This window comes from Sphingopyxis sp. KK2, from assembly GCF_001990265.1.
Lineage (GTDB): Bacteria > Pseudomonadota > Alphaproteobacteria > Sphingomonadales > Sphingomonadaceae > Sphingopyxis.
The window spans coordinates 1-21,976 of sequence record NZ_LYVN01000062.1 but is presented as its reverse complement, the minus strand read 5'-3'; the positions used below and the strand labels follow the sequence as shown (position 1 = coordinate 21,976).

Annotated in this window: 21 protein-coding genes and 1 pseudogene; 18 read left to right on the top strand and 4 right to left on the bottom strand. The window is 65.8% G+C overall.

The window, feature by feature from the left end; all coding sequences use genetic code 11:
- The first annotated feature begins 235 nt into the window (after positions 1 to 235).
- The 3 genes from B1A78_RS11900 (at position 236) to B1A78_RS11890 (ending at position 3,722) form a co-directional block, all read left to right on the top strand.
- The gene (locus tag B1A78_RS11900; RefSeq protein ID WP_077147177.1) at positions 236 to 1,144 is read left to right on the top strand and encodes a sulfite exporter TauE/SafE family protein; all 909 of its coding nucleotides are present in this window, start codon (positions 236 to 238) and stop codon (positions 1,142 to 1,144) included.
- The gene (locus B1A78_RS11895) at positions 1,141 to 1,914 is read left to right on the top strand and encodes a TIGR02186 family protein (protein WP_083734097.1); all 774 of its coding nucleotides are present in this window, start codon (positions 1,141 to 1,143) and stop codon (positions 1,912 to 1,914) included. The genes B1A78_RS11900 and B1A78_RS11895 overlap by 4 nt, the downstream gene beginning before the upstream one ends.
- A 92-nt stretch (positions 1,915 to 2,006) precedes the next feature.
- Positions 2,007 to 3,722, top strand: coding sequence for an ATP-binding protein (locus B1A78_RS11890; protein WP_179102035.1), 1,716 nt, complete (start codon positions 2,007 to 2,009; stop codon positions 3,720 to 3,722).
- Between the two features lie 130 nt (positions 3,723 to 3,852).
- On the opposite strand, the gene B1A78_RS11885 is transcribed toward B1A78_RS11890, so the two are convergent.
- The 3 genes from B1A78_RS11885 to B1A78_RS11875 form a co-directional block, all read right to left on the bottom strand.
- Positions 3,853 to 4,239, bottom strand: a complete 387-nt coding sequence (locus B1A78_RS11885) for a VOC family protein (protein WP_077147176.1) — start codon at positions 4,237 to 4,239, stop codon at positions 3,853 to 3,855.
- A gap of 44 nt (positions 4,240 to 4,283) precedes the next feature.
- Positions 4,284 to 5,414 carry a cell wall hydrolase gene (locus B1A78_RS11880; protein WP_077147175.1) on the bottom strand — a complete coding sequence of 377 codons (1,131 nt, stop codon included), beginning with the start codon at positions 5,412 to 5,414 and terminating at the stop codon, positions 4,284 to 4,286.
- A 135-nt stretch (positions 5,415 to 5,549) separates the two neighbouring features.
- A complete protein-coding gene (locus B1A78_RS11875) occupies positions 5,550 to 5,978 on the bottom strand; it encodes a GFA family protein (RefSeq protein ID WP_077147174.1) in 429 nt (142 codons plus the stop codon).
- Between the two features lie 108 nt (positions 5,979 to 6,086).
- Here B1A78_RS11875 and B1A78_RS11870 point away from each other — a divergent pair, with 108 nt between their 5' ends.
- From B1A78_RS11870 to rbfA, 7 genes are all read left to right on the top strand, one after another.
- Entirely contained in the window at positions 6,087 to 6,593 is a 507-nt protein-coding gene (locus B1A78_RS11870; RefSeq protein WP_144037791.1) for a hypothetical protein, read from the top strand.
- A gap of 159 nt (positions 6,594 to 6,752) precedes the next feature.
- Complete coding sequence (gene rimP / locus B1A78_RS11865) at positions 6,753 to 7,301, top strand: ribosome maturation protein RimP (RefSeq protein WP_077147172.1); 549 nt, start codon at positions 6,753 to 6,755, stop codon at positions 7,299 to 7,301.
- Positions 7,301 to 8,908 carry a transcription termination factor NusA gene (gene nusA / locus B1A78_RS11860; RefSeq protein WP_077147171.1) on the top strand — a complete coding sequence of 536 codons (1,608 nt, stop codon included), beginning with the start codon at positions 7,301 to 7,303 and terminating at the stop codon, positions 8,906 to 8,908. Before rimP ends, nusA begins: the two co-directional genes overlap by 1 nt.
- On the top strand, positions 8,889 to 9,659 hold the full coding sequence (locus tag B1A78_RS11855) for a DUF448 domain-containing protein (RefSeq protein WP_077147170.1): 771 nt from the start codon (positions 8,889 to 8,891) through the stop codon (positions 9,657 to 9,659). Before nusA ends, B1A78_RS11855 begins: the two co-directional genes overlap by 20 nt.
- A gap of 17 nt (positions 9,660 to 9,676) precedes the next feature.
- Positions 9,677 to 12,241 (top strand): translation initiation factor IF-2, encoded by a 2,565-nt coding sequence (infB, locus tag B1A78_RS11850; RefSeq protein WP_077147169.1) that lies wholly within the window; start codon positions 9,677 to 9,679, stop codon positions 12,239 to 12,241.
- A 36-nt stretch (positions 12,242 to 12,277) separates the two neighbouring features.
- A complete protein-coding gene (locus B1A78_RS11845) occupies positions 12,278 to 12,832 on the top strand; it encodes a DUF1697 domain-containing protein (RefSeq protein ID WP_077147168.1) in 555 nt (184 codons plus the stop codon).
- The gene (gene rbfA / locus B1A78_RS11840) at positions 12,829 to 13,233 is read left to right on the top strand and encodes a 30S ribosome-binding factor RbfA (RefSeq protein ID WP_077147167.1); all 405 of its coding nucleotides are present in this window, start codon (positions 12,829 to 12,831) and stop codon (positions 13,231 to 13,233) included. The genes B1A78_RS11845 and rbfA overlap by 4 nt, the downstream gene beginning before the upstream one ends.
- 98 nt (positions 13,234 to 13,331) lie before the next feature.
- Here the strand turns inward: rbfA and B1A78_RS11835 are convergent, their stop codons facing one another.
- Positions 13,332 to 14,759 carry a wax ester/triacylglycerol synthase family O-acyltransferase gene (locus B1A78_RS11835; RefSeq protein WP_077147166.1) on the bottom strand — a complete coding sequence of 476 codons (1,428 nt, stop codon included), beginning with the start codon at positions 14,757 to 14,759 and terminating at the stop codon, positions 13,332 to 13,334.
- A gap of 124 nt (positions 14,760 to 14,883) precedes the next feature.
- On the opposite strand from B1A78_RS11835, the gene B1A78_RS11830 reads away from it, so the two are divergent.
- From B1A78_RS11830 to B1A78_RS11795, 8 genes and pseudogenes are all read left to right on the top strand, one after another.
- Positions 14,884 to 15,486 carry a thymidine kinase gene (locus B1A78_RS11830; protein WP_077147165.1) on the top strand — a complete coding sequence of 201 codons (603 nt, stop codon included), beginning with the start codon at positions 14,884 to 14,886 and terminating at the stop codon, positions 15,484 to 15,486.
- Positions 15,479 to 16,018 carry a GNAT family N-acetyltransferase gene (locus B1A78_RS11825; RefSeq protein WP_077147178.1) on the top strand — a complete coding sequence of 180 codons (540 nt, stop codon included), beginning with the start codon at positions 15,479 to 15,481 and terminating at the stop codon, positions 16,016 to 16,018. The genes B1A78_RS11830 and B1A78_RS11825 overlap by 8 nt, the downstream gene beginning before the upstream one ends.
- Before the next feature lie 43 nt (positions 16,019 to 16,061).
- Positions 16,062 to 16,472: a DUF6491 family protein gene (locus tag B1A78_RS11820; protein ID WP_077147164.1), complete on the top strand. Its 411-nt coding sequence runs from the start codon at positions 16,062 to 16,064 to the stop codon at positions 16,470 to 16,472.
- A 31-nt stretch (positions 16,473 to 16,503) separates the two neighbouring features.
- Complete coding sequence (gene truB / locus B1A78_RS11815) at positions 16,504 to 17,400, top strand: tRNA pseudouridine(55) synthase TruB (protein WP_077147163.1); 897 nt, start codon at positions 16,504 to 16,506, stop codon at positions 17,398 to 17,400.
- Positions 17,401 to 17,425: 25 nt separating this feature from the next.
- Positions 17,426 to 17,695 (top strand): 30S ribosomal protein S15, encoded by a 270-nt coding sequence (gene rpsO, locus B1A78_RS11810; RefSeq protein WP_077147162.1) that lies wholly within the window; start codon positions 17,426 to 17,428, stop codon positions 17,693 to 17,695.
- Between the two features lie 195 nt (positions 17,696 to 17,890).
- The gene (gene pnp, locus B1A78_RS11805; protein WP_077147161.1) at positions 17,891 to 20,203 is read left to right on the top strand and encodes a polyribonucleotide nucleotidyltransferase; all 2,313 of its coding nucleotides are present in this window, start codon (positions 17,891 to 17,893) and stop codon (positions 20,201 to 20,203) included.
- 97 nt (positions 20,204 to 20,300) lie between these two features.
- Positions 20,301 to 21,137, top strand: a complete 837-nt coding sequence (locus tag B1A78_RS11800) for a hypothetical protein (RefSeq protein ID WP_144037790.1) — start codon at positions 20,301 to 20,303, stop codon at positions 21,135 to 21,137.
- 103 nt (positions 21,138 to 21,240) lie between these two features.
- A pseudogene (locus B1A78_RS11795) lies at positions 21,241 to 21,976 on the top strand (Hsp70 family protein); the annotation flags it as partial.

The window sequence follows — 21,976 nt, the reverse complement described above, 5'->3', positions numbered from 1 at the left end:
GGGTCCGCGGCTGACCGTCCGCCTGCCCGATGTCGGCGGGGGCAGCCGCGTCGCGCTCGACTGGCGCCAGCGCGTCGCGGGCGCGGCCGAGCCGGGCAGCGGCCTTGCGCTGACGCTCGCCGCCGACTTCTGATTTTTCCCGATTTTGTGCGCCGCGGCGATTCCCCGCGCGAATAAACTGGTCTAGGGTCGCCGCATCGCCTGTGTCGGGGGCGTCGCATCGCATTCGGGGCCCATGGATCTCTACCTTCCTGTCGCCAATTTGTCGGTCAATGCGTTGGTCATCATCCTGCTCGGCGGCGGGGTGGGGTTCCTGTCGGGCATGTTCGGCGTCGGCGGTGGCTTCCTGACCACGCCGCTGCTGATCTTCTATGGCATCCCGCCGACCGTCGCGGCGGCCTCGGCGGCAACGCAGGTCACCGGCGCCAGCGTTTCGGGGGCGCTCGCGCATTTCGAACGCGACGGGATCGACCTGCGCATGGGGTCGGTGCTCGTCGCGGGCGGACTGATCGGCTCGTTGATCGGTGCAGGGCTGTTCGAACTGCTCACCGCCTGGGGCCAGATCGATACGACGATCAACATTCTCTACGTGGCGCTGCTCGGCTCGGTCGGGACCTTCATGGCGCGCGAGGCGTGGGGCGCGCTGCGCGCGATGAAGGCGGGGGTGCCCGCCCCGGCGCGCAAGCGGCGCCACCATCCGATGGTCGCCAACCTGCCGCTGCGCTGGCGTTTCTATCGTTCGGGCCTCTATATTTCGCCGCTCGCGCCGTTGCTGCTCGGTACGGCGGTGGGCATTCTCACCATGTTGCTCGGCGTCGGCGGCGGCTTCATCATGGTCCCCGCGATGATCTTCCTGCTCGGCATGGGGACGCAGGTCGTCGTCGGCACCTCGCTGTTCCAGATATTGTTCGTGACCATCGCGACGACGATGGTCCATGCGATGACCACCGGCGCGGTCGATATCGTGCTCGCCGGGCTGCTGCTGATCGGCAGCGTCACCGGCGCGCAGGTCGGCGCGCGCTTCGCGCAAAAGGTGAAGCCCGAATATCTGCGCATGGCGCTCGCGGTGATTGTGCTGCTCGTCGCGCTGCGCATGGCGGTCGACCTCTTCATCCGGCCCGAAGAAATCTACACCGTGCAATGACCCGCGCCCGCGCCCTCCTGCTGTTGCTCGCGGCGGCTTTTTTCGCGATCGGCCCGGCGCGTGCCGACGACCCGCGGCTGGTCCCCGACGTGTCGAGCCGCGCGATCGATATCCAGTACAGCTTTACCGGCGAGGAACTGCTGCTGTTCGGTGCGATCCTCTATCCCGACCAGCGCCTGCCCGACGACCGGGCCGACATCGTCGTCGTGCTGAAAGGCCCGGTGCGCCCGATCGTGCTGCGCGAGAAAAAGCGCGTCGCGGGGATCTGGGTCAACGCCAACAGCATCCGCCTGCGCACCTCGCCGGGCTTTTACGCGATCGGGTCGTCGCGCCCGATCGACCAGCTCGTCGACGAACGCACCGCGGCGATCTTCGAACTCGGCCTCTCGAACCTGTCGATGTCGCCGACCGGCTTTTCGGAGGCCGAAAAGCTCCAGCGCTTCGAAAACGGGCTCGTCGACCTCTATCGCCGCATGGGGCTGTTTTACGAAAATCCGGCGGCGGTCGAGATCAGCGAGGGCGTGCTCTATCGCGCGCGCATCCCGGTCCCGGCGCGCGTCCCGGTCGGCACCTATCGCGCCGAAACCTTTTTGATCAGCAAGGGGCGCGTTCTCGCCGTCGCCTCGCGCAATGTCGAGATCCGCAAGGCGGGTTTCGAGCGCTTCGTCGCGCTCGCCGCGCAGCGCCACGGCTTCCTCTACGGGCTCGCTGCGGTCACCCTGTCGCTGCTCCTCGGCTATATCGCCTCGGCGGTGTTCAAGCGCCGATAGGCCGCCGATTTCACGCATCATAAGCGCTTTCTTTACCATCAGATGCGATACCGGTGTCCGGGGTCAATAATGGACACAGGCGGGGACATTTGATGGATATGCCAGGTGGTGGGTACAAGCCGGCGGAAGCTGCGCCCGTGCAGCATGTCCGGCTCGCCGGCGGGGTCGCGACCCCGGCGCCCGTGAATCCGGCTGCGGTGCATCATCGCGACGACCTGCTGGTCGGCGAAGTCATTGATATTTCGGGATCTGCCTCGCGTATCCTGCTCGACGCCGCGGCGCTCCGCCGCCTGTCGGAATCGGGTGATCCGGCGGTCGCGATGGCGGGTCAGGTCGGCGCGCAGGTCAAGGTCCGCGTCGGCAACGTGTGGCTGCTCGCCAGCATTCGCGACCAGCAATTGCACGAAAAGGGGCAGGGCCTGATCGTCGCCTCGATCGACTTCCTCGGCGAAGGCGACGAGGAAAAAATCACCGGCCGCATTCATAATTTCCGCCGCGGTGTGACGCGCTACCCGGTCCCGGGCAGCCAATGCTACGCCGCGACCAGCGCCGACCTCAAGCAGATCTATGCCGCCGACGACCGTGCGCATGTCGAGATCGGGACCGTCTATCCGACCAAGGATATCCGCGGCTCGCTTTATGTCGATGCGATGCTCGGCAAGCATTTCGCGCTGCTCGGGTCGACCGGCACGGGCAAATCGACCAGCGCCGCCCTGATCCTCCACAAGATCTGCGAACTCGCGCCGCAGGGTCATATCGTGATGATCGATCCGCACGGCGAATATTCCGCTGCCTTCAAGGGCACCGGCGCGCTGTTCGATGTCGACAATCTCGCCATGCCCTATTGGCTGATGAACTTCGAGGAACATTGCGAAGTCTTCGTGACCAGCGAGGGCAAGGATCGCCAGGGCGACTGCGACGTGCTCGCCAAATGCCTGCTCCAGGCGCGGCAGAAGAACCGGCTGGCCGAGGGCATGACCAAGCTCACGGTCGATTCGCCTATCCCCTATCTGCTCTCCGACCTGCTTAACATCCTGACCAACGAGATGGGCCGGCTCGACAAGGCGACGTCGAGCGCGCCCTTCATGCGGATCAAGGGCAAGATCGAGGAAATGCGCGCCGACCCGCGCTATAATTTCATGTTCTCGGGCATGCTCGTCGCCGACACGATGACGGGCTTCCTGGGCAAGATCTTTCGCCTGCCGTCGGACGGCCGGCCGATCTCGATCATCGACGTGTCGGGCGTGCCGTCGGACATCACCGGGGTCGTCGTCGCAGTGCTGTCGCGTCTCACCTTCGACTATGCGATCTGGTCGCGCGGCGAGCCGCAGCGCCCGATCCTGCTCGTCTGCGAAGAGGCGCACCGCTATATCCCGTCGAAGGATGTCGGCGGGGGGCAGGCGGTGCGCAAGATCCTCGAACGCATCGCCAAGGAAGGCCGTAAATACGGCGTTTCGCTCGGGCTGATCACCCAGCGCCCGTCGGATCTGGCCGAAGGCGTGCTGTCGCAGTGCGGCACGATCATCTCGATGCGCCTCAACAACGAACGCGACCAGCATTTCGTGAAGGCGGCGATGCCCGAAGGCGCGCGCGGTTTCATCGATTCGATCCCGGCGCTGCGTAACCGCGAATGCATCGTCTGCGGCGAGGGCGTGTCGATCCCGATCCGCGTCTTTCTTGACACGCTCGAAGAGGACAAGCGCCCGGCGTCGAGCGATCCGCTCTTCTCGAAATTGTGGCGCGAGACCGGCGGCGAGCCCGAAATCCTCGAACGCGTCGTCAAGCGCTGGCGCAGCCAGGGGCGTTGATGCTCTTCGCCTGACGGCGAAGGCGGTACCGGCCCGCTCCCCCACCCAGCCTCCCACAGGGTAAACTGGCTTGGGAGGCTGGGTGGGGGAGCGGGCCGGTACCGCGTCCGGCGTTAGCCGGACATGGATATCAAGTCGCCGGCGGCTCCCACAACTCGATCGGATTGCCCTCGGGATCGTGGACGCGCGCGAAGCGGCCGACCGCCGGATCGTCCCATTCGGGTTTGGTGATGATCTCGTCGCCCGCCTCGCGGAATGGCGCCAGCACCGCGTCGAGATCGTCGACGCGCAGGTTCAGCATATGCTTGCGGTCGGCGGGGAAATAGTCGGTGTCGGCCTTGAACGGCGCAAAGACCAAAGGACCCGCCGTGACGTTCCACACCCATTCGTTCGGCGGCACGCTGTCGTCGGCGCTGCAGCCGCCGCCGACTCCCAGTCGCTCGCGATACCAGGCGCTCAGTTTTTCGGGGTCTGCCGAGCGGAAGAACAGCCCGCCGATGCCTTTCACATGTCCCATGGTCCACCTCCCTGTGGCGATGGGCCGAGCCTAGGCGGCTTCGCTCAGCGAATCCACTCCCCGCTCTTGCTGAACTCTTCCTTGATCTGGCCCGACTGGTTGAGGCGCGGATCGCTGTAGGTTTTCGGCGGCGCGGCGGGCGCCGCAACCGGGGTGCCCGCGGCGCGCTCGGCCTGCGCCATCGCCTGCGGGGTCGGCGCCGGGGCCACGTTCGGGAGCGGCGCAAGCGTGCCGCTGCCTTCGGGAAGCAGCCCGGTCGGCGCGGCGCCCTGGCCTTTGAGGATCGCGAGCTGCTGCGCGACGGGCAGATAGGGTCCGGGCACCGGTTCGCGGCCCAGATAGGGCGCGCGGAAGGCGTCGGGCATGCCCCAGCGCCCGCGCCAGCGGTGGAAGATATGCGCGCCGACGATATTGGTCATCACCAGGCTCTTGCCCCAGCGCGGCCAGATCGCCTGCGTATGATAATGGGTCGCGAGCCCGACGCCGGGGAAGACATAACCGTTCAGCGCCGCCGACGCGACGCGGCTCGCGCGCAGCCAGTTGGCCTTGCTCGGCGCGCGCGCCATGGCGCCGTCGCAGCTGAAGGTGAACTGGCACACGCCTGCACGCTGCGATCCCTGGAAAACGACGCCGCAGATGGTGTTGGGAAAGCTGGGGTGGCGGGCGCGGTTAACGATGACCTGCGCGACGCCGCGCATGCCGTCGTCGCTTTCCGACGCGGCTTCGTAATAGATCGCCGAGGTGAGGCAATAATGGGCGCGTTCGCGGTCGAGCGCGGTGACGCCGCGAAAGACATAGGGTTTGGCGGGCGGGCCGACAAAGGCCTCTAGGCGCAGCGTCGCGGGGTCCACCGCCGGGGCCGCGGTCGCATCGGCCCAGCCGACGCTTCCCGGGTCGGGGAGCGTCGGATCGAGCTTCAGCGCGTCCTCATAATCGCCCGCGTTCATAATCGCCCAGCGCGCCGGGTCATAGACTTTGAAGGTTAGCGGCACGCTGACGCTATAGGGGCCGGGTACATAGGCGCGCAGTTGCCCCGTGGTCGCGACGAGTGCGAAACAGGCGAGAAGGCTCGCGAAGGCGAGGCCGATCCACCAGCGCCGCTTCGGCCCGCGCGCGGGCTCGGCTGCCGGGTCGAGCCAGGGCGATCGGGCGCTGAGGTTGAGTTCGGGCTTCATCGTTCGCTGCGTCTCTTGCCGTGCCGCGCGCGCGATTCGCGCGTGGCCGGGCAGCCTCTCTTATGCGCTCAGGTGCGAATAAATGATTGCGCGGCGGTCGGGCTGTCCCGCACGGGGACAGGCGCGCGTGGCGCGTCAGCTGTTGCCGACCCCGAATTTCGCCATCACCTCGGGCCCGGTCAGTCGCTCGCGCTCGCCCGCGAAGTCATAATATCCGGGCTTTTCGTCGATGAAGATTTCCTCGGTCATGGTGAAATCGGCTGCCCCGCCGAACAGCCCGGCGGTGAAGGAATAACTCGCCTTCGGCTTGTAGAAAAAGAACAGGTGGGTGCCGCACTGGCGGCAAAAGCCGCGCTCGGCCCAGTCGGACGAGGCATAGCGGCCGATATGCTCGGTGCCCGTGATATCGGGGTCGGTGACCATGCGCAGCGACAGCAGCGCGCTGCCGCCCCAACGCTGGCACATGCGGCAATGACAGGCATCGACATGCGGGTCGGGCGGCACGATCCGCACCGTCACCGTGCCGCATAGGCACTGGCCTTCGAGCTTGCTGTCTGTCGTCATGGTGATCTCCGATCAGTCGTACCCTGTCGTTTTTAGCAAGCGCGCGCCGATTGGGAAATGATGCGGCGCGTTAGCCGGACGTTGACCTCGACCTGCTACGCCACCGCCATGACCGATGCGGCCATTCCCAGCTACCGGCGCAGCGCGCGCACCGATTTCCGGATGTGGCTGCTGCTCGCATTCGGCGCGATCTTCTTCTGGGCCGGGTCGGTGATCGATCCCGAAAAAAATTGCAGCGACGGCGGCCGCGAGTGCGCGCCATGGCTCGTGCCGCTGGCACAGGCTTTCGGCGCGCTGGTCGGGCTGGGCGCGGCGCTCAACATGCTTGCCAACCCGAACCGCGGCAGCTTCGTCGATCCCGCGACCGGCGACCTCGTCTGGTGGCAGGGGCGGATCGGCAAAGAGGGCGGCGACGAAGGCCGCATCCACCCCTCGCGCATTGCGACGATCCGTATCACGCGGCAGGACGAGAGCGAGGATATGGTCTCGCTCTATGATCTGGAGGGCGAACGTCTCTTCTTCTTCGACGCCGAGGTGATTGCCTGGCCCTATGAGCGCTGGGCCGAACGCATGGCGGCGCGCTGGCCGCATATCCGGGTCGAGGTGACCGAATAGCGCATTAGCATCGGGGTCAACTCCCCCCTTGCCCGAATCCCCGTCACCGCCTATATGCGCCCTACTTCTTGACATGGTTAGCCAGTTGGGACGTCGGGGCCGCGGGCCGCGGCGGCTGTTCCTGCATGGCCTTTCCGGTCCCAAATTTGAAAGACCCGCTTGGCCGATCTCGACGTCCTCAATGCGATCATTGCCCCCGAAGCCGAAGCCCTCGGCCTCGCGCTCGTGCGCGTCGCCTTCTTTGGCGGCGAAAGCGATCCGACGTTGCAGGTGATGGCCGAACGCCCCGACACGCGCCAGCTGACGATCGACGACTGCGCCGAATTGTCGCGCCGCATCTCGGCGCAGCTCGACGCGCTCGAAGAGGCCGGCAAGGATCCGATCGACATCGCCTATCGCCTCGAAGTCTCGTCGCCCGGTATCGACCGGCCGCTGACCCGGCGCGGCGACTTCGCCGACTGGGCGGGGCATGAGGCGAAGGTCACGCTCAAGGAAAAGCTGAACGGTCGGCTGCGCTTCAACGGCGAACTCGTCGGGATCGACGATGCCGGCGTGGTGACCATCGAAGACAAGGAAGAGGTCGAGCACAAGCTGCCGTTCGACGCGATCGACACCGCGAAGCTCGTCCTCACCGACAAATTGATTGCCGCAACCATCCCGCTGTCGCTCGACGGCGCGGACGAACTGGAAGAAGAAGGACAGGACTGATGGCCACTGCCATTTCCGCCAACCGCGCCGAGCTGCTCGCGATCGCCAACAGCGTCGCCAGCGAGAAGATGATCGACAAGGGCATCGTGATCGAGGCGATCGAGGAAGCGATCCAGCGCGCCGCGCGCGCCCGCTACGGCGCCGAGAACGACATCCGCGCCAAGCTCGACGTCCAGACCGGCGACCTTCGCCTGTGGCGCGTCGTCGAGGTCGTCGAGCAGGTCGAGGATTATTTCAAGCAGGTCGACCTCGCCGCGGGCCAGAAGCTGCAGAAAGACGCCAAGATCGGCGACTTCATCGTCGACCCGCTGCCCGCTGTCGACCTTGGCCGCATCGACGCCCAGTCGGCGAAGCAGGTGATCTTCCAGAAGGTCCGCGAAGCCGATCGCGAGCGCCAGTATGAAGAGTTCAAGGACCGCGCGAGCGAGATCATCACCGGCGTCGTCAAGTCGGTCGAATTCGGCCACATCGTCGTCAACCTCGGCCGCGCCGAAGGCGTCATCCGCCGCGACCAGCAGATCCCGCGCGAACTGATGCGCGTCGGCGATCGCGTCCGCGCGCTGATCCTGTCGGTGCGCCGCGAAAATCGCGGCCCGCAGATCTTCCTCAGCCGTGCGCACCCCGACTTCATGAAGAAGCTGTTCGCGCAGGAAGTCCCCGAAATCTACGACGGGATCATCGAGATCAAGGCCGCCGCGCGCGACCCGGGTTCGCGCGCCAAGATCGGCGTCATCAGCTATGACGGCTCGATCGACCCCGTCGGCGCCTGCGTCGGCATGAAGGGCAGCCGTGTCCAGGCGGTCGTCCAGGAAATGCAGGGCGAAAAGATCGACATCATTCCCTGGTCCGAAGACACCGCCACCTTCGTCGTCAACGCGCTTCAGCCGGCGACGGTGCAGCGCGTCGTGATCGACGAGGATGACGGCCGCATCGAAGTCGTCGTTCCCGACGACCAGCTGAGCCTCGCCATCGGCCGCCGCGGCCAGAATGTCCGTCTCGCCAGCCAGCTTACCGGCAGCCAGATCGACATCATGACCGAGGCCGACGCGAGCGAGAAGCGCCAGCGCGAATTCGTCGAACGCTCGACGATGTTCCAGGAAGAGCTCGACGTCGACGAAACGCTCGCGCAGCTGCTCGTCGCCGAAGGCTTCGGCGAACTCGAAGAAGTCGCTTATGTGCCGCTCGACGAACTGGCGAGCATCGAAGGTTTCGACGACGAACTCGGCCAGGAACTGCAGAGCCGCGCGACCGAAGCGCTCGAACGCCGCGAGGAGGCCGCGCGCCAGGAACGCCGCGGGCTCGGCGTCGAGGACGATCTGGCCGAGCTGCCGCACCTGACCGAGGCGATGCTCGTCGTGCTCGGCAAGGCCGGGATCAAGACGCTCGACGACCTCGCCGACCTTGCGACCGACGAACTGATCGCCAAGAAGCGTCAGGACAACCGCCGCGGCCCGGCGCGCGAGCGCGCCGAGGACAAGGGCGGCGTGCTTGGCGAATATGGCCTGTCGGAAGAACAGGGCAACGAGATCATCATGGCGGCGCGTGCGCACTGGTTCGAAGACGAGCCGGCAACCGGGGAGGCCGCCGATGCGGACCCCGCGCAATGATCAGCTAAGCGAAACCGACCGCGCAAAGGGGCGCGGCCACCATGTGCCCGAGCGGCGCTGCGTGATCACCGGCGAGACATCGCCGGCGGAGCAGCTCGTGCGTCTGGCGCTCGGCCCCGACGGCAGCATCGCGCCCGACGTCCATGGCAAGGCGCCGGGTCGCGGCGCGTGGATCGGCGTCGACCGCGCCGCGCTCGAAACCGCGCAGGCCAAGGGCAAGCTCAAGGGCGGGCTCGCGCGTGCGCTGCACGACGGGCAATTCATCATCCCCGACGACCTCGGCGCGCGGATCGAGGCACAGCTGGCGCGCGCGACGCTCGACCGGCTCGGGCTCGAATCGCGCTCGGGCACGCTGATCAGCGGCAGCGAAAAGATCGAACAGGCGGCGCGGCGCGGGCAGGTCCGGCTGCTGCTCCACGCGAACGACGCGGGCGAGGACGGGCGCAAGAAACTGGCTCAGGCCTGGCGCGTCGGCGAGGAGGACGAAGGCTCGGGCCGCGAAGGGCTGGTCTTGCCGGTGGACCGCAACACCCTATCTATGGCATTGGGGCGCGAAAATGCCGTGCATCTGGCGATCACCGACGCGCGCGCTGCGGCGCGCGTGCTGGCGCATTTGAGCCGCTGGCAGTTTTTCACAGGATGGAGTAGGGACGCGGCCAACCGCGATTCCGACCCGCATGATCCGTCGTCTGGCGATGGGGCAGAAATTGGGGTGGGGCCAGATGGCACCGCCGCTTCGGACGCGTTTTGAAGGAATGATGGTTTTCGATGAGTGACGAACAGGACAAACCGACCCTGAGCCGCAAGCCCCTCGGGCTGAAGCGGACGGTCGAGGCCGGACAGGTGCAGCAGCAATTCAGCCACGGCCGCCGCAACACGGTGGTGGTCGAGGTGAAGCGTCGCCGCGTGCTCGGCCGTCCCGGCGAAGCCGCACCCGAAGCGGTCGAAGAGGTGCAGGCTGCGCCCGCGCCGGCGCCTGCGCCCGCTCCGGTTGCCGCCCCGGCGCCTGCCCCGGCCCCCGCCGCGCCGAAGCGCGCGAGCGAGAATGACAGCCTGATGTCGCGCCAGGAACGCCAGGCGCAGCTGCTGCGCGAGGCCGAAGAGTCGCGCATGAACGCGCTCGAGGAAACGCGCCGCCGCGAAGAGGCTGCACGCGTCCGCGCTGCCGAGGAAGAAAAGGCCCGTGCCGAAGCACGCGCCGAAGCGCCCGCCCCCGCGGCGCCCGAGCCCGCCGCCCCGGCGACCGAAGCGGCACCCGTGGCCGACGCCGCGCCCGCAGCCGACGCTCCCGCGGCGCCGAGCGGTGAAACGCCCGCGCCGCGCGCTGCGACCACCAGCGCCGCCCCCGCGCCGCGCCGCTTCACCCCCGTCGAGGCGCCGAAGCGCCCCGAACCGAAGCGTCCCGAACCCAAGGCGAACCGCGGTGCCGACAATCGTCGCCAGTCGGGCAAGCTGACCGTCACCCGCGCGCTCAACGACGACGAGGGCGCCCGCGCGCGCAGCCTCGCGGCGCTCAAGCGCGCGCGCGAAAAGGAAAAGCGCTCGCATACCAGCTTCTCCGGCCCGCGCGAGAAGCAGGTTCGCGAAGTCGTCGTTCCCGAAAGCATCACGGTCGCCGAACTGGCGAACCGCATGGCCGAAAAGACCAACGACCTGATCAAGGCGTTGTTCAAGATGGGCAGCCCGGCAGCGGCCGGCGATGTCATCGACCAGGATACCGCCGAACTGCTCGTCGCCGAATTCGGGCACGAGATCACCCGCGTCAGCGAAGGCGATATCGACATCCGCCACGACGAGGATATCGACGATGCCGAGCATCTGAAGCCGCGGGCTCCCGTGGTCACGATCATGGGGCATGTCGACCACGGCAAGACCTCGCTGCTCGATGCGCTGCGCGGTGCGAATGTGCAGGCGGGCGAAGCCGGCGGCATCACCCAGCATATCGGCGCCTATCAGGTGAAGACCCCCGACGGCTCGCTCGTCACCTTCCTCGATACGCCGGGCCATGAAGCCTTTACCGAGATGCGCCAGCGCGGTGCCAATGTCACCGACATCGTCATCCTCGTGGTGGCGGCCGACGACGGGCTGAAGCCGCAGTCGATCGAGGCGATCAAGCATGCGAAGGCGGCCGGCGTGCCGATCATCGTTGCGATCAATAAGGTCGACAAGGAAGGCGCCAACCCGCAGCGCGTCCGCGAACGCCTGCTCGAGCACGAGCTGGTGGTCGAGGAAATGGGCGGCGACGTCCAGAATGTCGAAGTGTCGGCGCTCAAGAAGACCGGCCTCGACAAATTGCTCGAAGCGATCGCGGTGCAGGCCGAAATCATGGAGCTGAAAGCCAACCCCGACCGCGCCGCCGAAGGCACGGTGGTCGAGGCGAAGCTCGACAAGGGCCGTGGGCCGGTGGCGACGATCCTCGTCCGCCGCGGTACGCTCAAGGTCGGCGACATCTTCGTCTGCGGCGCCGAAAGCGGCCGCGTCCGCGCGCTGATCGACGATCAGGGCAAGCAGATCAAATCGGCGGGTCCGTCGATGCCGGTCGAGGTTCTCGGGCTCGGCGGCGTGCCGATGGCGGGCGACACGCTGACCGTCGTCGAAAATGAGGCGCGCGCTCGCGAAGTCGCCGCCTATCGCCAGGAACAGGCGACGCGCAAGCGCACCGTCCAGGCGCCGGTCAGTCTCGAGGGCATGTTCTCGGCGCTCGCCGACAAGGCCAATGTCATCGAATATCCGGTGGTCATCAAGGGCGACGTGCAGGGTAGTGTCGAGGCGATCGTCAACGCGCTCAACAAGCTGTCGACCGACGAGATCCGCGTCCGCGTGCTCCATTCGGGCGCCGGTGCGATCACCGAAAGCGACGTGACGCTGGCGGCGGCGACCAAGGCGCCGATCATCGGCTTCAACGTCCGTCCGAACGCCAAGGCGCGCGACATCGCGACGCGCGAGAAGGTGCGGTTCATGTATTATGACGTGATCTATCACCTGACCGCCGACGTCGCGAAGGAGATGGCGGGCGAGCTCGGTCCGGAACGCATCGAAAATGTCGTCGGCCGCGCCGAGGTCAAGGAAGTCTTCCCGGCCGGCAAGCGCGACAAGGCCGCCGGCCTGCTCGTGCTCGAGGGCTCGATCCGCAAGGGGCTGCACGCGCGTCTCACCCGCGACGATGTCATCGTCTCGGCAACGACGATCGCGTCGCTGCGCCGCTTCAAGGACGACGTCGCCGAAGTGCGCGCCGGCCTCGAGTGCGGTGTCGTGCTGGCCGACACGAACGACATCAAGCCGGGCGATCACCTCGAAGTCTTCGAAGTCGAACTGCGCGAACGGACGCTCTGACGGGCGTCCGCTCCGCATAACAGGGAAGGCGGCACCATGGCGCGCTACGTCGCCCTGTTCGGCAGCATCAATGTCGGCGGCAACCGGCTGAAGATGGTCGACCTGCGCTCGGCCTTCGAGGCCGAGGGCTTCAGCCATGTCGAAACCGTCGTGGCGAGCGGCAATGTGCTGTTCGACCATGACGCGCGGCCAACGCGCGGGCTCGAGGAAAAGCTGGCGTTGATGGTCGACGACCGCTTCGATATGACGAGCGCGGTCGTCGTGCGCGACCGCGACGAACTGGCGGCGGGGGTGGCGGACAACCCCTTCGCGGGGACGAACGAGGACAGGTTCGTCCACACCATGTATCTGACCGACCAGCCGAGCCAGGAGCAGTTCGACCGCCTCGTCGGCGACCATCTGGGGCGCGGCGGCGAGAAACTGGCGCTCGGCAAGCGCATGCTGTTCCTCGATTATGGCGACGGCGTCGCCGACAGCAAGCTCACCGGGCCCTTCATCGAAAGGCGCTTGGGCTGCAAGGGCACCGCGCGTAACATGCGCTCGATCGCGCGCATCGTCGCGAAACTGGACGAAGAGAAGAAGGCGAAGTGAACAAGGGCGACAAGGATCAGGGGCCATCGGTCCGCGTGCTGCGCGTCGGCGAGCAGGTGCGCCATATCCTGAGCGAAATCATCGCGCGCGGCGACGTCCACGACGATGTCCTCGCGACGCATCCCGTCAGCATCACCGAAGTACGCATGTCCCCCGACCTGCGCCATGCGACGGTGTTCGTGAAATCGCTGCTCGGCAAGAATGAGGAAGCGGTGCTCAAGGCGCTGCGCACCAACACCGCCTATCTCCAGAAGACCGTCGCGTCGAAGGTGCGGATGAAATATGCCGCGAGGCTGAAATTCCTGGCGGACGAGAGCTTCGACGAGGCGAGCCATATCGAAAAACTGCTGCGCGATCCCAAGGTGGTGCGCGATCTGGAGGACAGGGACGAGGAGGCCTAAATCCTATCCTCGTCACCCCGGACTTGATCCGGGGTCCCGCTTCTCAACGGCGGTTAGCTGGACCCCGGATCAAGTCCGGGGTGACGATCGTGGAGAAATTATTTCCCCTTCGGCGCCTTGATCCCCGCCGCCTGCTCCAGCTCGACCAGCGCTTCTTCCAGATAGTCGATCATCCGCTGCGCATGCGGCACGCTGCGGCGGCAGGCGGTAATGCCGAAGTCGATATTTTCGAAATTCGATACTTGGGTGATGTTCATCGCCATGCCGTCGACGGGGATGCTCGCGGGGTACATGCCGTCGAGCCGCGCGCCGTTCCAGTACATCTGCTCGCGCGGGCCGGGGACGTTCGAGATCGTCACCGAATAGGCCGGGAATTTGTCGGCGGTGCGCGTCAGCGCGGTGAGCATCATCGGGAAGCTGGTGATCGCGGTGTAGAGCTGGATCTGCGACGCGGTCATCGCACGCAATTGTGCCTTCGCCGAATTCATCGATTCCTGGATCGCCGCCATGCGCGTCGCGGGGTCGTCGATATGCGTCGCGAGATTGGCGGTCACCGACGCGACCGAATTGCCCGAATCGATATCGTCCTTGGGCCGGATCGACACCGGCGCCATGGCTTTCAATGGCTTGTCGGGTAGCTCGTTCAGCGACTGCAGATATTTGCGCATCGCGCCCGCGCACATGCCGAGCACCGCGTCGTTGATCGTGCCGTCATAGGCCTTGCCGACGCGGCGCACGCGTTCGAGCGACCAGCTTTGCGCGACGAAGCGGCGCGCGCCGGTGATGTTACGATTGAAGCTGGTGCGCGGCACCCCGGCAAAGGGGGTGACGAGCCCGTCACCGCCCATCCCGAACATCGCCGCGACATATTGGTTGAGCGCCTTGGTCACCCCGACGCTGTTGCCCCATTGCTCCTTCAGGAAATCGCCGATCGCAGCGATGTCGGTCAGGCTGGGGCGCGGCGCTTTCTTGGGCTGCGGGAATTTGCGCTTGTAGGCTTCATAGGCTTCGACCGAGAGCGGCGAGGCGCTGCGCCGCTCCTTGGGGTCGGGCGACAGCATCGAATTATAGAAATGGATACTCGCGGCGCCGTCCATCAGTGCATGGTGGATCTTCTTGAACGTCGCGATCTGCCGGTTCGGCAGGCCCGAGATCAGCGTGATTTCCCACAAGGGTCGGGTACGGTCGAGCAGCCCCGAATGGAGCCGCGAGGCAAGCTCGAACATCTCGCGATACCGTCCCGGCTTGGGCAAAGCGGAGGCGCGGACGTGGTAATGCATGTCGATGTCGCGGTCGGGCTCGAGCCGGATCGGGCCGTACTGGCCGAGCGCGGTGAGCTTCAGCACCTCGCTGAACGGCCGTCGCAGCCCCTCCGACTGGCGGAGCAAGGCGAGCTGTTCGTTGAGCCACTCGGTCTCGTCGACATCGTCGGGCAGCGTGTAGAGATTGATCCCGCCGATATGCATCGGCATCTCGCGGCTTTCGCCCACCAGGAACATCGCATCGCTGATCGGCATCAGGCGCATCGGCAGCTCTCCCCCACTGATTGTGCTGCGTTATTTTGCGCAGCATGACAGGGGGGCGGGGGGAGTCAAGCGAAGCGCGCGGAGTCTCGTTGCCTCGTATCGGGCCAACCGCTAGCAGCAGCACATGGCCAAGCTCTATTTCTACTATGCCAGCATGAACGCGGGCAAATCGACGACGCTGCTCCAGGCGGATTTCAACTATCGCGAACGCGGCATGGAAACGATGCTGTGGACCGCGGCGCTCGACGACCGTTATGGCGCGGGGCAGGTGACCAGCCGCATCGGGCTGATGGCCGAGGCGCACAAGTTCGACCCCGACAGCGACGTCGCCGCCGCGGTGCTCGCCGAAAACCGCCAGCGCCCGCTCGCCTGCGTGCTCGTCGACGAAGCGCAGTTCCTGTCGAAGGCGCAGGTGTTCCAGCTCGCGGCGCTCGCCGACGAAGCGAATATCCCGATCCTCTGCTATGGGCTGCGCACCGATTTTTCGGCCGAGCTCTTCCCCGGCTCGGCGGCGCTGCTCGGCATCGCCGACGCGCTCGTCGAGCTGAAGGCGGTATGCGAATGCGGGCGCAAGGCGACGATGAACCTGCGCGTCGACGAAAGCGGCCGCGCGGTGGTCGAGGGTGCGCAGACCGAGATCGGCGGCAACGACCGCTATGTCGCGATGTGCCGCCGCCATTTCATGGCCAAGCGGCGCGAAGCCGCGGCGGCGCTTGCCGATGCTTGACCGCCTCTATGCCGAACTCGCCGATGGCGAATTGAAACTCGTCAAGCTGGGTGAAGCGCACCGCGAGGCGCTGCGCGCAGTCTGCGCCGCCGATAACGAGGTCTGGCCGATCTATTCGTCGAGCTTCGGTCCCGAGTATTTCGACAAGAGCTTCGACGCGCTGATCGGCGGAAACGGGCGCATGCCCTATGCGATCCTCGATGGCGACCGGCTCGTCGGCATGACCGCCTGGCTGCGTCCCGATGTCTCGGCGCAGACGGTCGAGATCGGCAACAGCTTCATCCACCCCGACGCGCGCGGCACCGGTTTCAACCGGCGGGTGAAGACATTGATGATCGAACATGCCTTTGGCGTCGGCATCCGCCGCATCGAATTCCGCATCGACGAACGCAACAAACGCAGCCAGGCCGCGGTCGCCAAGCTCGGCTGCACCAAGGAAGCGACCCTGCGCGCGGAACGCATCACCTGGACTGGCCATGTCCGCGATACCGCGCTCTGGTCGCTGCTCGCGCGCGAGTGGGAGGGGCGCTAGGGTCAGCACCGGTTCAGATTCGCGCTGTTAGGAGTTTCGCATCATGAAACCGAACCTCGCACTCTCCCTGGCCGCCTTGCTGCTCCCCCTTTCGGCAGCGGCGGCCGACGAGCCTGACAAACCCCGCGAAATCGGCGTCGAGGCGAGCATCGCCTTTCCCGCCTATGGCACCGTCCGCAATTTCGAGGCCGACGGCGACGACGGTATCTGGATCGAGGACCAACGCCGCGACTGGTATTATGCCACGCTCACCGGCTATTGCCCCGACCTCGATTTCGTCCAGGCGATCGCGATCGACACGCGCGGCACCTCACGGCTCGACAAATTCGGCGCGATCATCGTGGGCGGCCACCGCTGCGCCTTCACCTCCTTCGTCACCGCCGAAAAGCCGCTGCCGCGCAAGGAGCGGCTGAAGGCGGCGAAGGAAGCGAAAAAGGCGGCGGAGGCAAATTGACGCCCCGGCCGCTGCGCCATAGAGCGCGGCGATGAACGGCTGGATCATCCTCGACAAACCCCTGGGGCTCGGCTCGACGCAGGCGGTCGGCGCGGTGAAACGCGTGTGCCGCGAGGCGGGGCTGGGCAAGGTCAAGGTCGGCCATGGCGGCACGCTCGACCCGCTCGCGACCGGGGTGCTGCCGATCGCGCTCGGCGAGGCGACGAAGCTCTGCGGCCGGATGCTCGACGCGAGCAAGGTCTATGATTTCACGATCCGCTTCGGCACCCAGACCGACGGGCTCGATGCCGAAGGCGCGGTGGTCGCGACGAGCGACGTGCGCCCGACGCTGGACGAGGTGGTCGCGGTGCTGCCGCGCTTCACCGGGCCGATCGAACAGGTGCCCCCCGCCTATTCGGCGATCAAGATCGACGGCGAACGCGCCTATGACCGCGCGCGCAAGGGCGAGACGGTCGAGATGAAGGCGCGCGCGGTGACGGTCTATGCACTGCATCCGCACGGCGAGGCGGCGGCGGGCGCATTGGAAGAAATCACCCTTAGCGCGCATGTCTCGAAGGGCACCTATATCCGCAGCCTCGCGCGCGACATTGCGCTCGCGCTCGGTACCGTTGGCCACGTCGTCATGCTGCGCCGCACGCGGGCGGGGCCGTTCACCGCAGAACAGGCGATTTCGCTGGACAAATTGAACGCTTTCGGCCAAGGGGCCGCCCAATCAGATTTCATTCTGCCGCTCGAGGCAGGGCTGGTCGACATCCCGGCTCTGAACCTTTCCCCGGAAGCGGCAGGGGCGATCCGTCAGGGTCGTGTCTGGACCGGGGTAGCTACGGATGACGGGCTCTATTGGGGACGGGACGACCAAAATCGTCCGATCGCCCTGATCGAGGCTTTGGCGGGAACGCTGAAAGTCGTCCGAGGCTTCAATCTTTAAGCAGGATGTTCGAAGGAAAAATACCATGTCGATTACCGCCGAACGCAAGGCCGAAGTCATCAAGGAACATGCCCGCGAAGCCGGTGACACGGGTTCGCCCGAGGTCCAGGTCGCGATCCTGACCGATCGCATCAACAACCTGACCGACCACTTCAAGGCGAATCACAAGGACAATCACAGCCGCCGCGGGCTGCTGATGATGGTCAACAAGCGCCGCAGCCTGCTCGACTATCTGAAGAAGAAGGACGAGGGCCGCTACGCCGACCTGATCGCGAAGCTGGGTCTTCGCAAGTAAGAACAAGAGGGCGGCCCCGGACACCGGGGCCGCTTTCATTTTGGCCGTTCGCAAGGACGGCGTGGAGAGGGGCCGTCGCAATCCGGCGTCGGCTTCGATTTGAAGGGGCAGACAGACGCCCCTTACCGCCCCGGGTCGGACTACCCGGAACAGAGGCCCCGCCCGGCATAGGGCCCGGCGGGCGAAGGAAACCACATGTTTGACGTGAAAAAAGTATCGATCGAGTGGGGCGGTGAAACGCTGACGCTCGAAACGGGCAAGGTTGCCCGCCAGGCCGACGGCGCCGTGATGGCGACGCTGGGCGAAACGGTCGTCCTGTGCGCCGTGACCGCCGCGAAGTCGGTGAAGGACGGGCAGGATTTCTTCCCGCTTACCGTCCATTATCAGGAAAAATATTCGGCCGCGGGCCGCATCCCGGGCGGCTTCTTCAAGCGCGAACGCGGCGCGACCGAAAAGGAAACTTTGGTCAGCCGCCTGATCGACCGTCCGATCCGCCCGCTGTTCCCCGAAGGTTTCTACAACGAAATCAACGCCATTGCCCAGGTTCTGAGCTATGACGGCCACAACGAGCCCGACATCCTCGCGATGGTCGCGGCGTCGGCGGCACTCACCATCTCGGGCGTGCCCTTCATGGGCCCGATCGGTGCCGCGCGCGTCGGTTATGTCGACGGCGAATATATCCTGAACCCGACCGACGAGCAGGTTGCCGAAGGCGACCTCGACCTCGTCGTCGCCGCCACCTACGATGCGGTGATGATGGTCGAATCCGAAGCAAACGAGCTGTCGGAAGAGGTCATGCTCGGCGCCGTCCTGTTCGCGCACGATGCGTGCAAGGAAGTCGTCAAGGCGATCGTCAAGCTCGCCGAACAGGCCGCCAAGGATCCGTGGGAAGTCGCCGCCGGCGACGACAACGCCGCGATCAAGGACAAGCTCAAGAAGCTGATCGGCAAGGACATTGCCGCCGCCTACAAGCTGACCGACAAGTCGGCCCGTTCGAACGCGCTCAACGAAGCGCGCGCGAAGGCGAAGGCACAGTTCGCCGAAGACGGCCTCAGCCCGCAGGAAGTCATGGCCGGCATCAAGCTGACCAAGAAGCTCGAAGCCGAAATCGTTCGCGGCGCCATCCTGAAGGACGGCAAGCGCATCGACGGCCGCACGACGACGCAGATCCGTCCGATCGTCGCCGAAACGCACTTCCTGCCCCGCGCGCACGGCTCGGCGCTGTTCACCCGCGGTGAAACGCAGACGATTGCCACCGCAACGCTCGGCACCAAGGAAAGCGAACAGATGGTCGATGGCCTCAACGGCCTGTCGTACCAGAACTTCATGCTCCACTATAACTTCCCGCCCTATTCGGTCGGCGAAGTCGGCCGCTTCGGCGCCCCGGGTCGCCGCGAAGTCGGTCATGGCAAGCTCGCATGGCGCGCGCTGCACCCCGTGCTGCCGACGAAGGACGAGTTCCCCTACACGATCCGCCTCACCAGCGACATCACCGAGTCGAACGGCTCGTCGTCGATGGCGTCGGTCTGCGGCGGCAGCCTCGCGATGATGGACGCCGGCGTGCCGATCAAGCGCCCCGTCTCGGGCATCGCGATGGGCCTGATCCTCGAAGGCAAGGATTATGCGATCCTGTCGGACATCCTTGGCGACGAGGATCACCTCGGCGACATGGATTTCAAGGTTGCGGGCACGTCCGAAGGCATCACCACGATGCAGATGGACATCAAGATCGCGGGCATCACGCGCGAGATCTTCGAAGCCGCGCTCAACCAGGCGAAGGATGGCCGCGCGCACATCCTCGGTGAAATGAACAAGGCGCTCGGCGAAACCCGCAGCGAATTGTCGGCGCACGCGCCGCGTATCGAGACGATGCAGATCGACAAGTCGAAGATCCGCGACATCATCGGCACCGGCGGCAAGGTGATCCGCGAGATCGTCGCGACCACCGGCGCCAAGGTCGACATCGACGACGAAGGCCTGATCAAGATCTCGTCGAGCGACCTCGACCAGATCGAGGCCGCCCGCAAGTGGATCAGCGGCATCGTCGAGGAAGCCGAAGTCGGCAAGATCTATGACGGCAAGGTCGTCAATCTCGTCGATTTCGGGGCGTTCGTGAATTTCATGGGCGGCAAGGACGGTCTCGTCCACGTCAGCGAAATCGCCAACGAGCGCGTCGAAAAGGTCTCGGACGTCCTCAGCGAAGGCCAGGAAGTCAAGGTCAAGGTGCTCGAGATCGACCAGCGCGGCAAGGTCCGCCTGTCGATGCGCGTCGTCGACCAGGAAACCGGCGCCGAACTCGAAGACACCCGCCCGCCGCGCGAACCGCGCGGTGATCGCGGTCCGCGCCGTGACGGCGACCGCGATCGTGGCCCGCGCCGCGACGGCGGTGGCGGTCGTGACCGTGGTCCGCGCCGTGACGGCGGAGACCGTGGCGATCGCGGCCCGCGCCGCGAACGCAGCGAAGGTCCGGAAGACCAGGGCCATGTGCCCGACTTCCTGAAGGACTGATCCTTCGCAAAACGAACAAGGAGGGGCTGCCGAAAGGCGGCCCCTTTTTTGTTAAGAAATCGGCGGCTATGCTGAAGATCGGCAAAGGGGGCGCCGAATGACGCGTAAACCAGCTCTGTTTTTTCTATTGGCAGCGATGGTCGCCGCGACGTTGTTCCTTGGCACACCGACCAGAGCCTGTGCTTGCATTGGCCCGATGCCCGAAGACGAATTGCGCGCTTTGATCCGAAAGGCGGACAAGGGCGATATACGCGCAACGGGCCAAGTCTGGCAGGAATATGCGTTTGTCCGGGAGGACGCGCGCCGCGCCAAGATGTGGGGAAGCCGCGCCATTCGCGCGGGTGACCCCGATGCCATGGAAGATATGGCGGATCGATGGATGTGGGAGGGGCAACGCACCAAGGAGACGCGGTACAAACTCGTCTTTTATGATGCCGCCGTCCGGCTTCTCGAGAACGGCTATCGCAACCGAAACATGTTGGCGGCATGTGACGCCGCCGGGATGAACGAACGATATTTCTATGTCGCCAATTTACGGAGCGCGCGCGCGGCTTTGGAAACGGCCAAAACGGGGCCGCAGCCATGGATCCGCCGCGCCAACATGGGCGATGCCGTCGCTGCCTATCAGGTCGCCAATCACTATTTCTGGGTCAATCTGAATCAGGATTTGCGTAGCCAATGGGAAAACCGTGCGTCGGAGCTTGGCGACGTCTTCTTCGCGGGAAACTCGGTTCGGCCGACTTCGGATGCCCAGCAAATTCGCGATATCTCACATGCGCTTGCGCAAAAACATGCCATTGCAAAACTTGGCGATCGTTGGGTGCAGACGGCCGTGGTTTCCGAACTCACCGACAGGCTTGTGCAAACACGCCATTTTGCGAGCGGCAAAAAGGGGCGCCCATCTGGACTGATCTGTGCATCGTCGTTTCCATAAGGCGCTATGATATTCTGAAAAATGTTGCCGCTTGTCCTATCCCGGGTCCCATGCAATAGGCGCCGCCCCGCGCGTCACCCCGCCGCCGCACAGGAAACCCGTCATGGACAGCCCCTCCGGCGCCACCGCGCTCGGCCTCGATTTCGGTACGACCAACAGCGTCGTTGCGCTCGCCGACGGGCAGGGCGGGTCGCGCCTCGTTGATTTCGTCGGCGACGAAGCCACTGGCCCGGTGTTCCGCTCGGCGCTCTGCTTCTGGGAGGAGGAGCGCGCGTGGCAGGGGATCGCGAGCGAGGCAGGGCCATGGGCGATCGCCGAATATCTGCAATCGCCGCTCGACAGCCGCTTCGTCCAGTCGTTCAAGAGCGTCGCGGCCAGCCCGCTGTTCGAGCGCGCACTCATCTGGGGCAAGCCCTTCCGCTTCGAGGATATGGGGCGGCTCTTCCTCCAGCGGCTCGTCGCGCATGCCGGCGGCGCCCTCGACCACCGCCCGCGCCGCGTGATCGTCGGCCGACCCGTCGAATATGCCGGCGCGCGCGCCGACCCCGCGCTCGCGCGCCGGCGCTATGACGCGATGCTCGCCGAATTCGGGGTCGAGCTTTTCTATGTCCACGAACCGCTCGGCGCCGCGCACAGCTATGCGTCGCGGCTGACCGAGCCCGCGACGATCCTCGTCGCCGACTTCGGCGGCGGCACCACCGACTTTTCGCTCGTCCGCATCGCCGCACCGGGCGCCCCGCGCCGCTGCGTGCCGCTCGCCTCGTCGGGCGTCGCCATCGCCGGGGATCGCTTCGACCGCCATATCGTCGACCGGCTCGTGCTGCCCCTGCTCGGCAAGG

Excerpts from the sequence above, each read along its gene's own strand:
- nusA (WP_077147171.1), top strand. The coding sequence starts at position 7,301 with ATGGCCACTGCCATTTCCGCCAACCGCGCCGAGCTGCTCGCGATCGCC.
- B1A78_RS11825 (WP_077147178.1), top strand. The coding sequence starts at position 15,479 with ATGCTTGACCGCCTCTATGCCGAACTCGCCGATGGCGAATTGAAACTC.
- B1A78_RS11845 (WP_077147168.1), top strand. The coding sequence starts at position 12,278 with ATGGCGCGCTACGTCGCCCTGTTCGGCAGCATCAATGTCGGCGGCAAC.
- B1A78_RS11875 (WP_077147174.1), bottom strand. The coding sequence starts at position 5,978 with ATGACGACAGACAGCAAGCTCGAAGGCCAGTGCCTATGCGGCACGGTG.
- B1A78_RS11885 (WP_077147176.1), bottom strand. The coding sequence starts at position 4,239 with ATGGGACATGTGAAAGGCATCGGCGGGCTGTTCTTCCGCTCGGCAGAC.
- B1A78_RS11870 (WP_144037791.1), top strand. The coding sequence starts at position 6,087 with ATGACCGATGCGGCCATTCCCAGCTACCGGCGCAGCGCGCGCACCGAT.
- infB (WP_077147169.1), top strand. The coding sequence starts at position 9,677 with ATGAGTGACGAACAGGACAAACCGACCCTGAGCCGCAAGCCCCTCGGG.
- B1A78_RS11890 (WP_179102035.1), top strand. The coding sequence starts at position 2,007 with ATGGATATGCCAGGTGGTGGGTACAAGCCGGCGGAAGCTGCGCCCGTG.
- pnp (WP_077147161.1), top strand. The coding sequence starts at position 17,891 with ATGTTTGACGTGAAAAAAGTATCGATCGAGTGGGGCGGTGAAACGCTG.
- B1A78_RS11835 (WP_077147166.1), bottom strand. The coding sequence starts at position 14,759 with ATGCGCCTGATGCCGATCAGCGATGCGATGTTCCTGGTGGGCGAAAGC.
- truB (WP_077147163.1), top strand. The coding sequence starts at position 16,504 with ATGAACGGCTGGATCATCCTCGACAAACCCCTGGGGCTCGGCTCGACG.
- B1A78_RS11895 (WP_083734097.1), top strand. The coding sequence starts at position 1,141 with ATGACCCGCGCCCGCGCCCTCCTGCTGTTGCTCGCGGCGGCTTTTTTC.
- B1A78_RS11855 (WP_077147170.1), top strand. The coding sequence starts at position 8,889 with ATGCGGACCCCGCGCAATGATCAGCTAAGCGAAACCGACCGCGCAAAG.
- B1A78_RS11830 (WP_077147165.1), top strand. The coding sequence starts at position 14,884 with ATGGCCAAGCTCTATTTCTACTATGCCAGCATGAACGCGGGCAAATCG.
- B1A78_RS11800 (WP_144037790.1), top strand. The coding sequence starts at position 20,301 with ATGACGCGTAAACCAGCTCTGTTTTTTCTATTGGCAGCGATGGTCGCC.
- rpsO (WP_077147162.1), top strand. The coding sequence starts at position 17,426 with ATGTCGATTACCGCCGAACGCAAGGCCGAAGTCATCAAGGAACATGCC.
- B1A78_RS11820 (WP_077147164.1), top strand. The coding sequence starts at position 16,062 with ATGAAACCGAACCTCGCACTCTCCCTGGCCGCCTTGCTGCTCCCCCTT.
- B1A78_RS11900 (WP_077147177.1), top strand. The coding sequence starts at position 236 with ATGGATCTCTACCTTCCTGTCGCCAATTTGTCGGTCAATGCGTTGGTC.
- B1A78_RS11880 (WP_077147175.1), bottom strand. The coding sequence starts at position 5,414 with ATGAAGCCCGAACTCAACCTCAGCGCCCGATCGCCCTGGCTCGACCCG.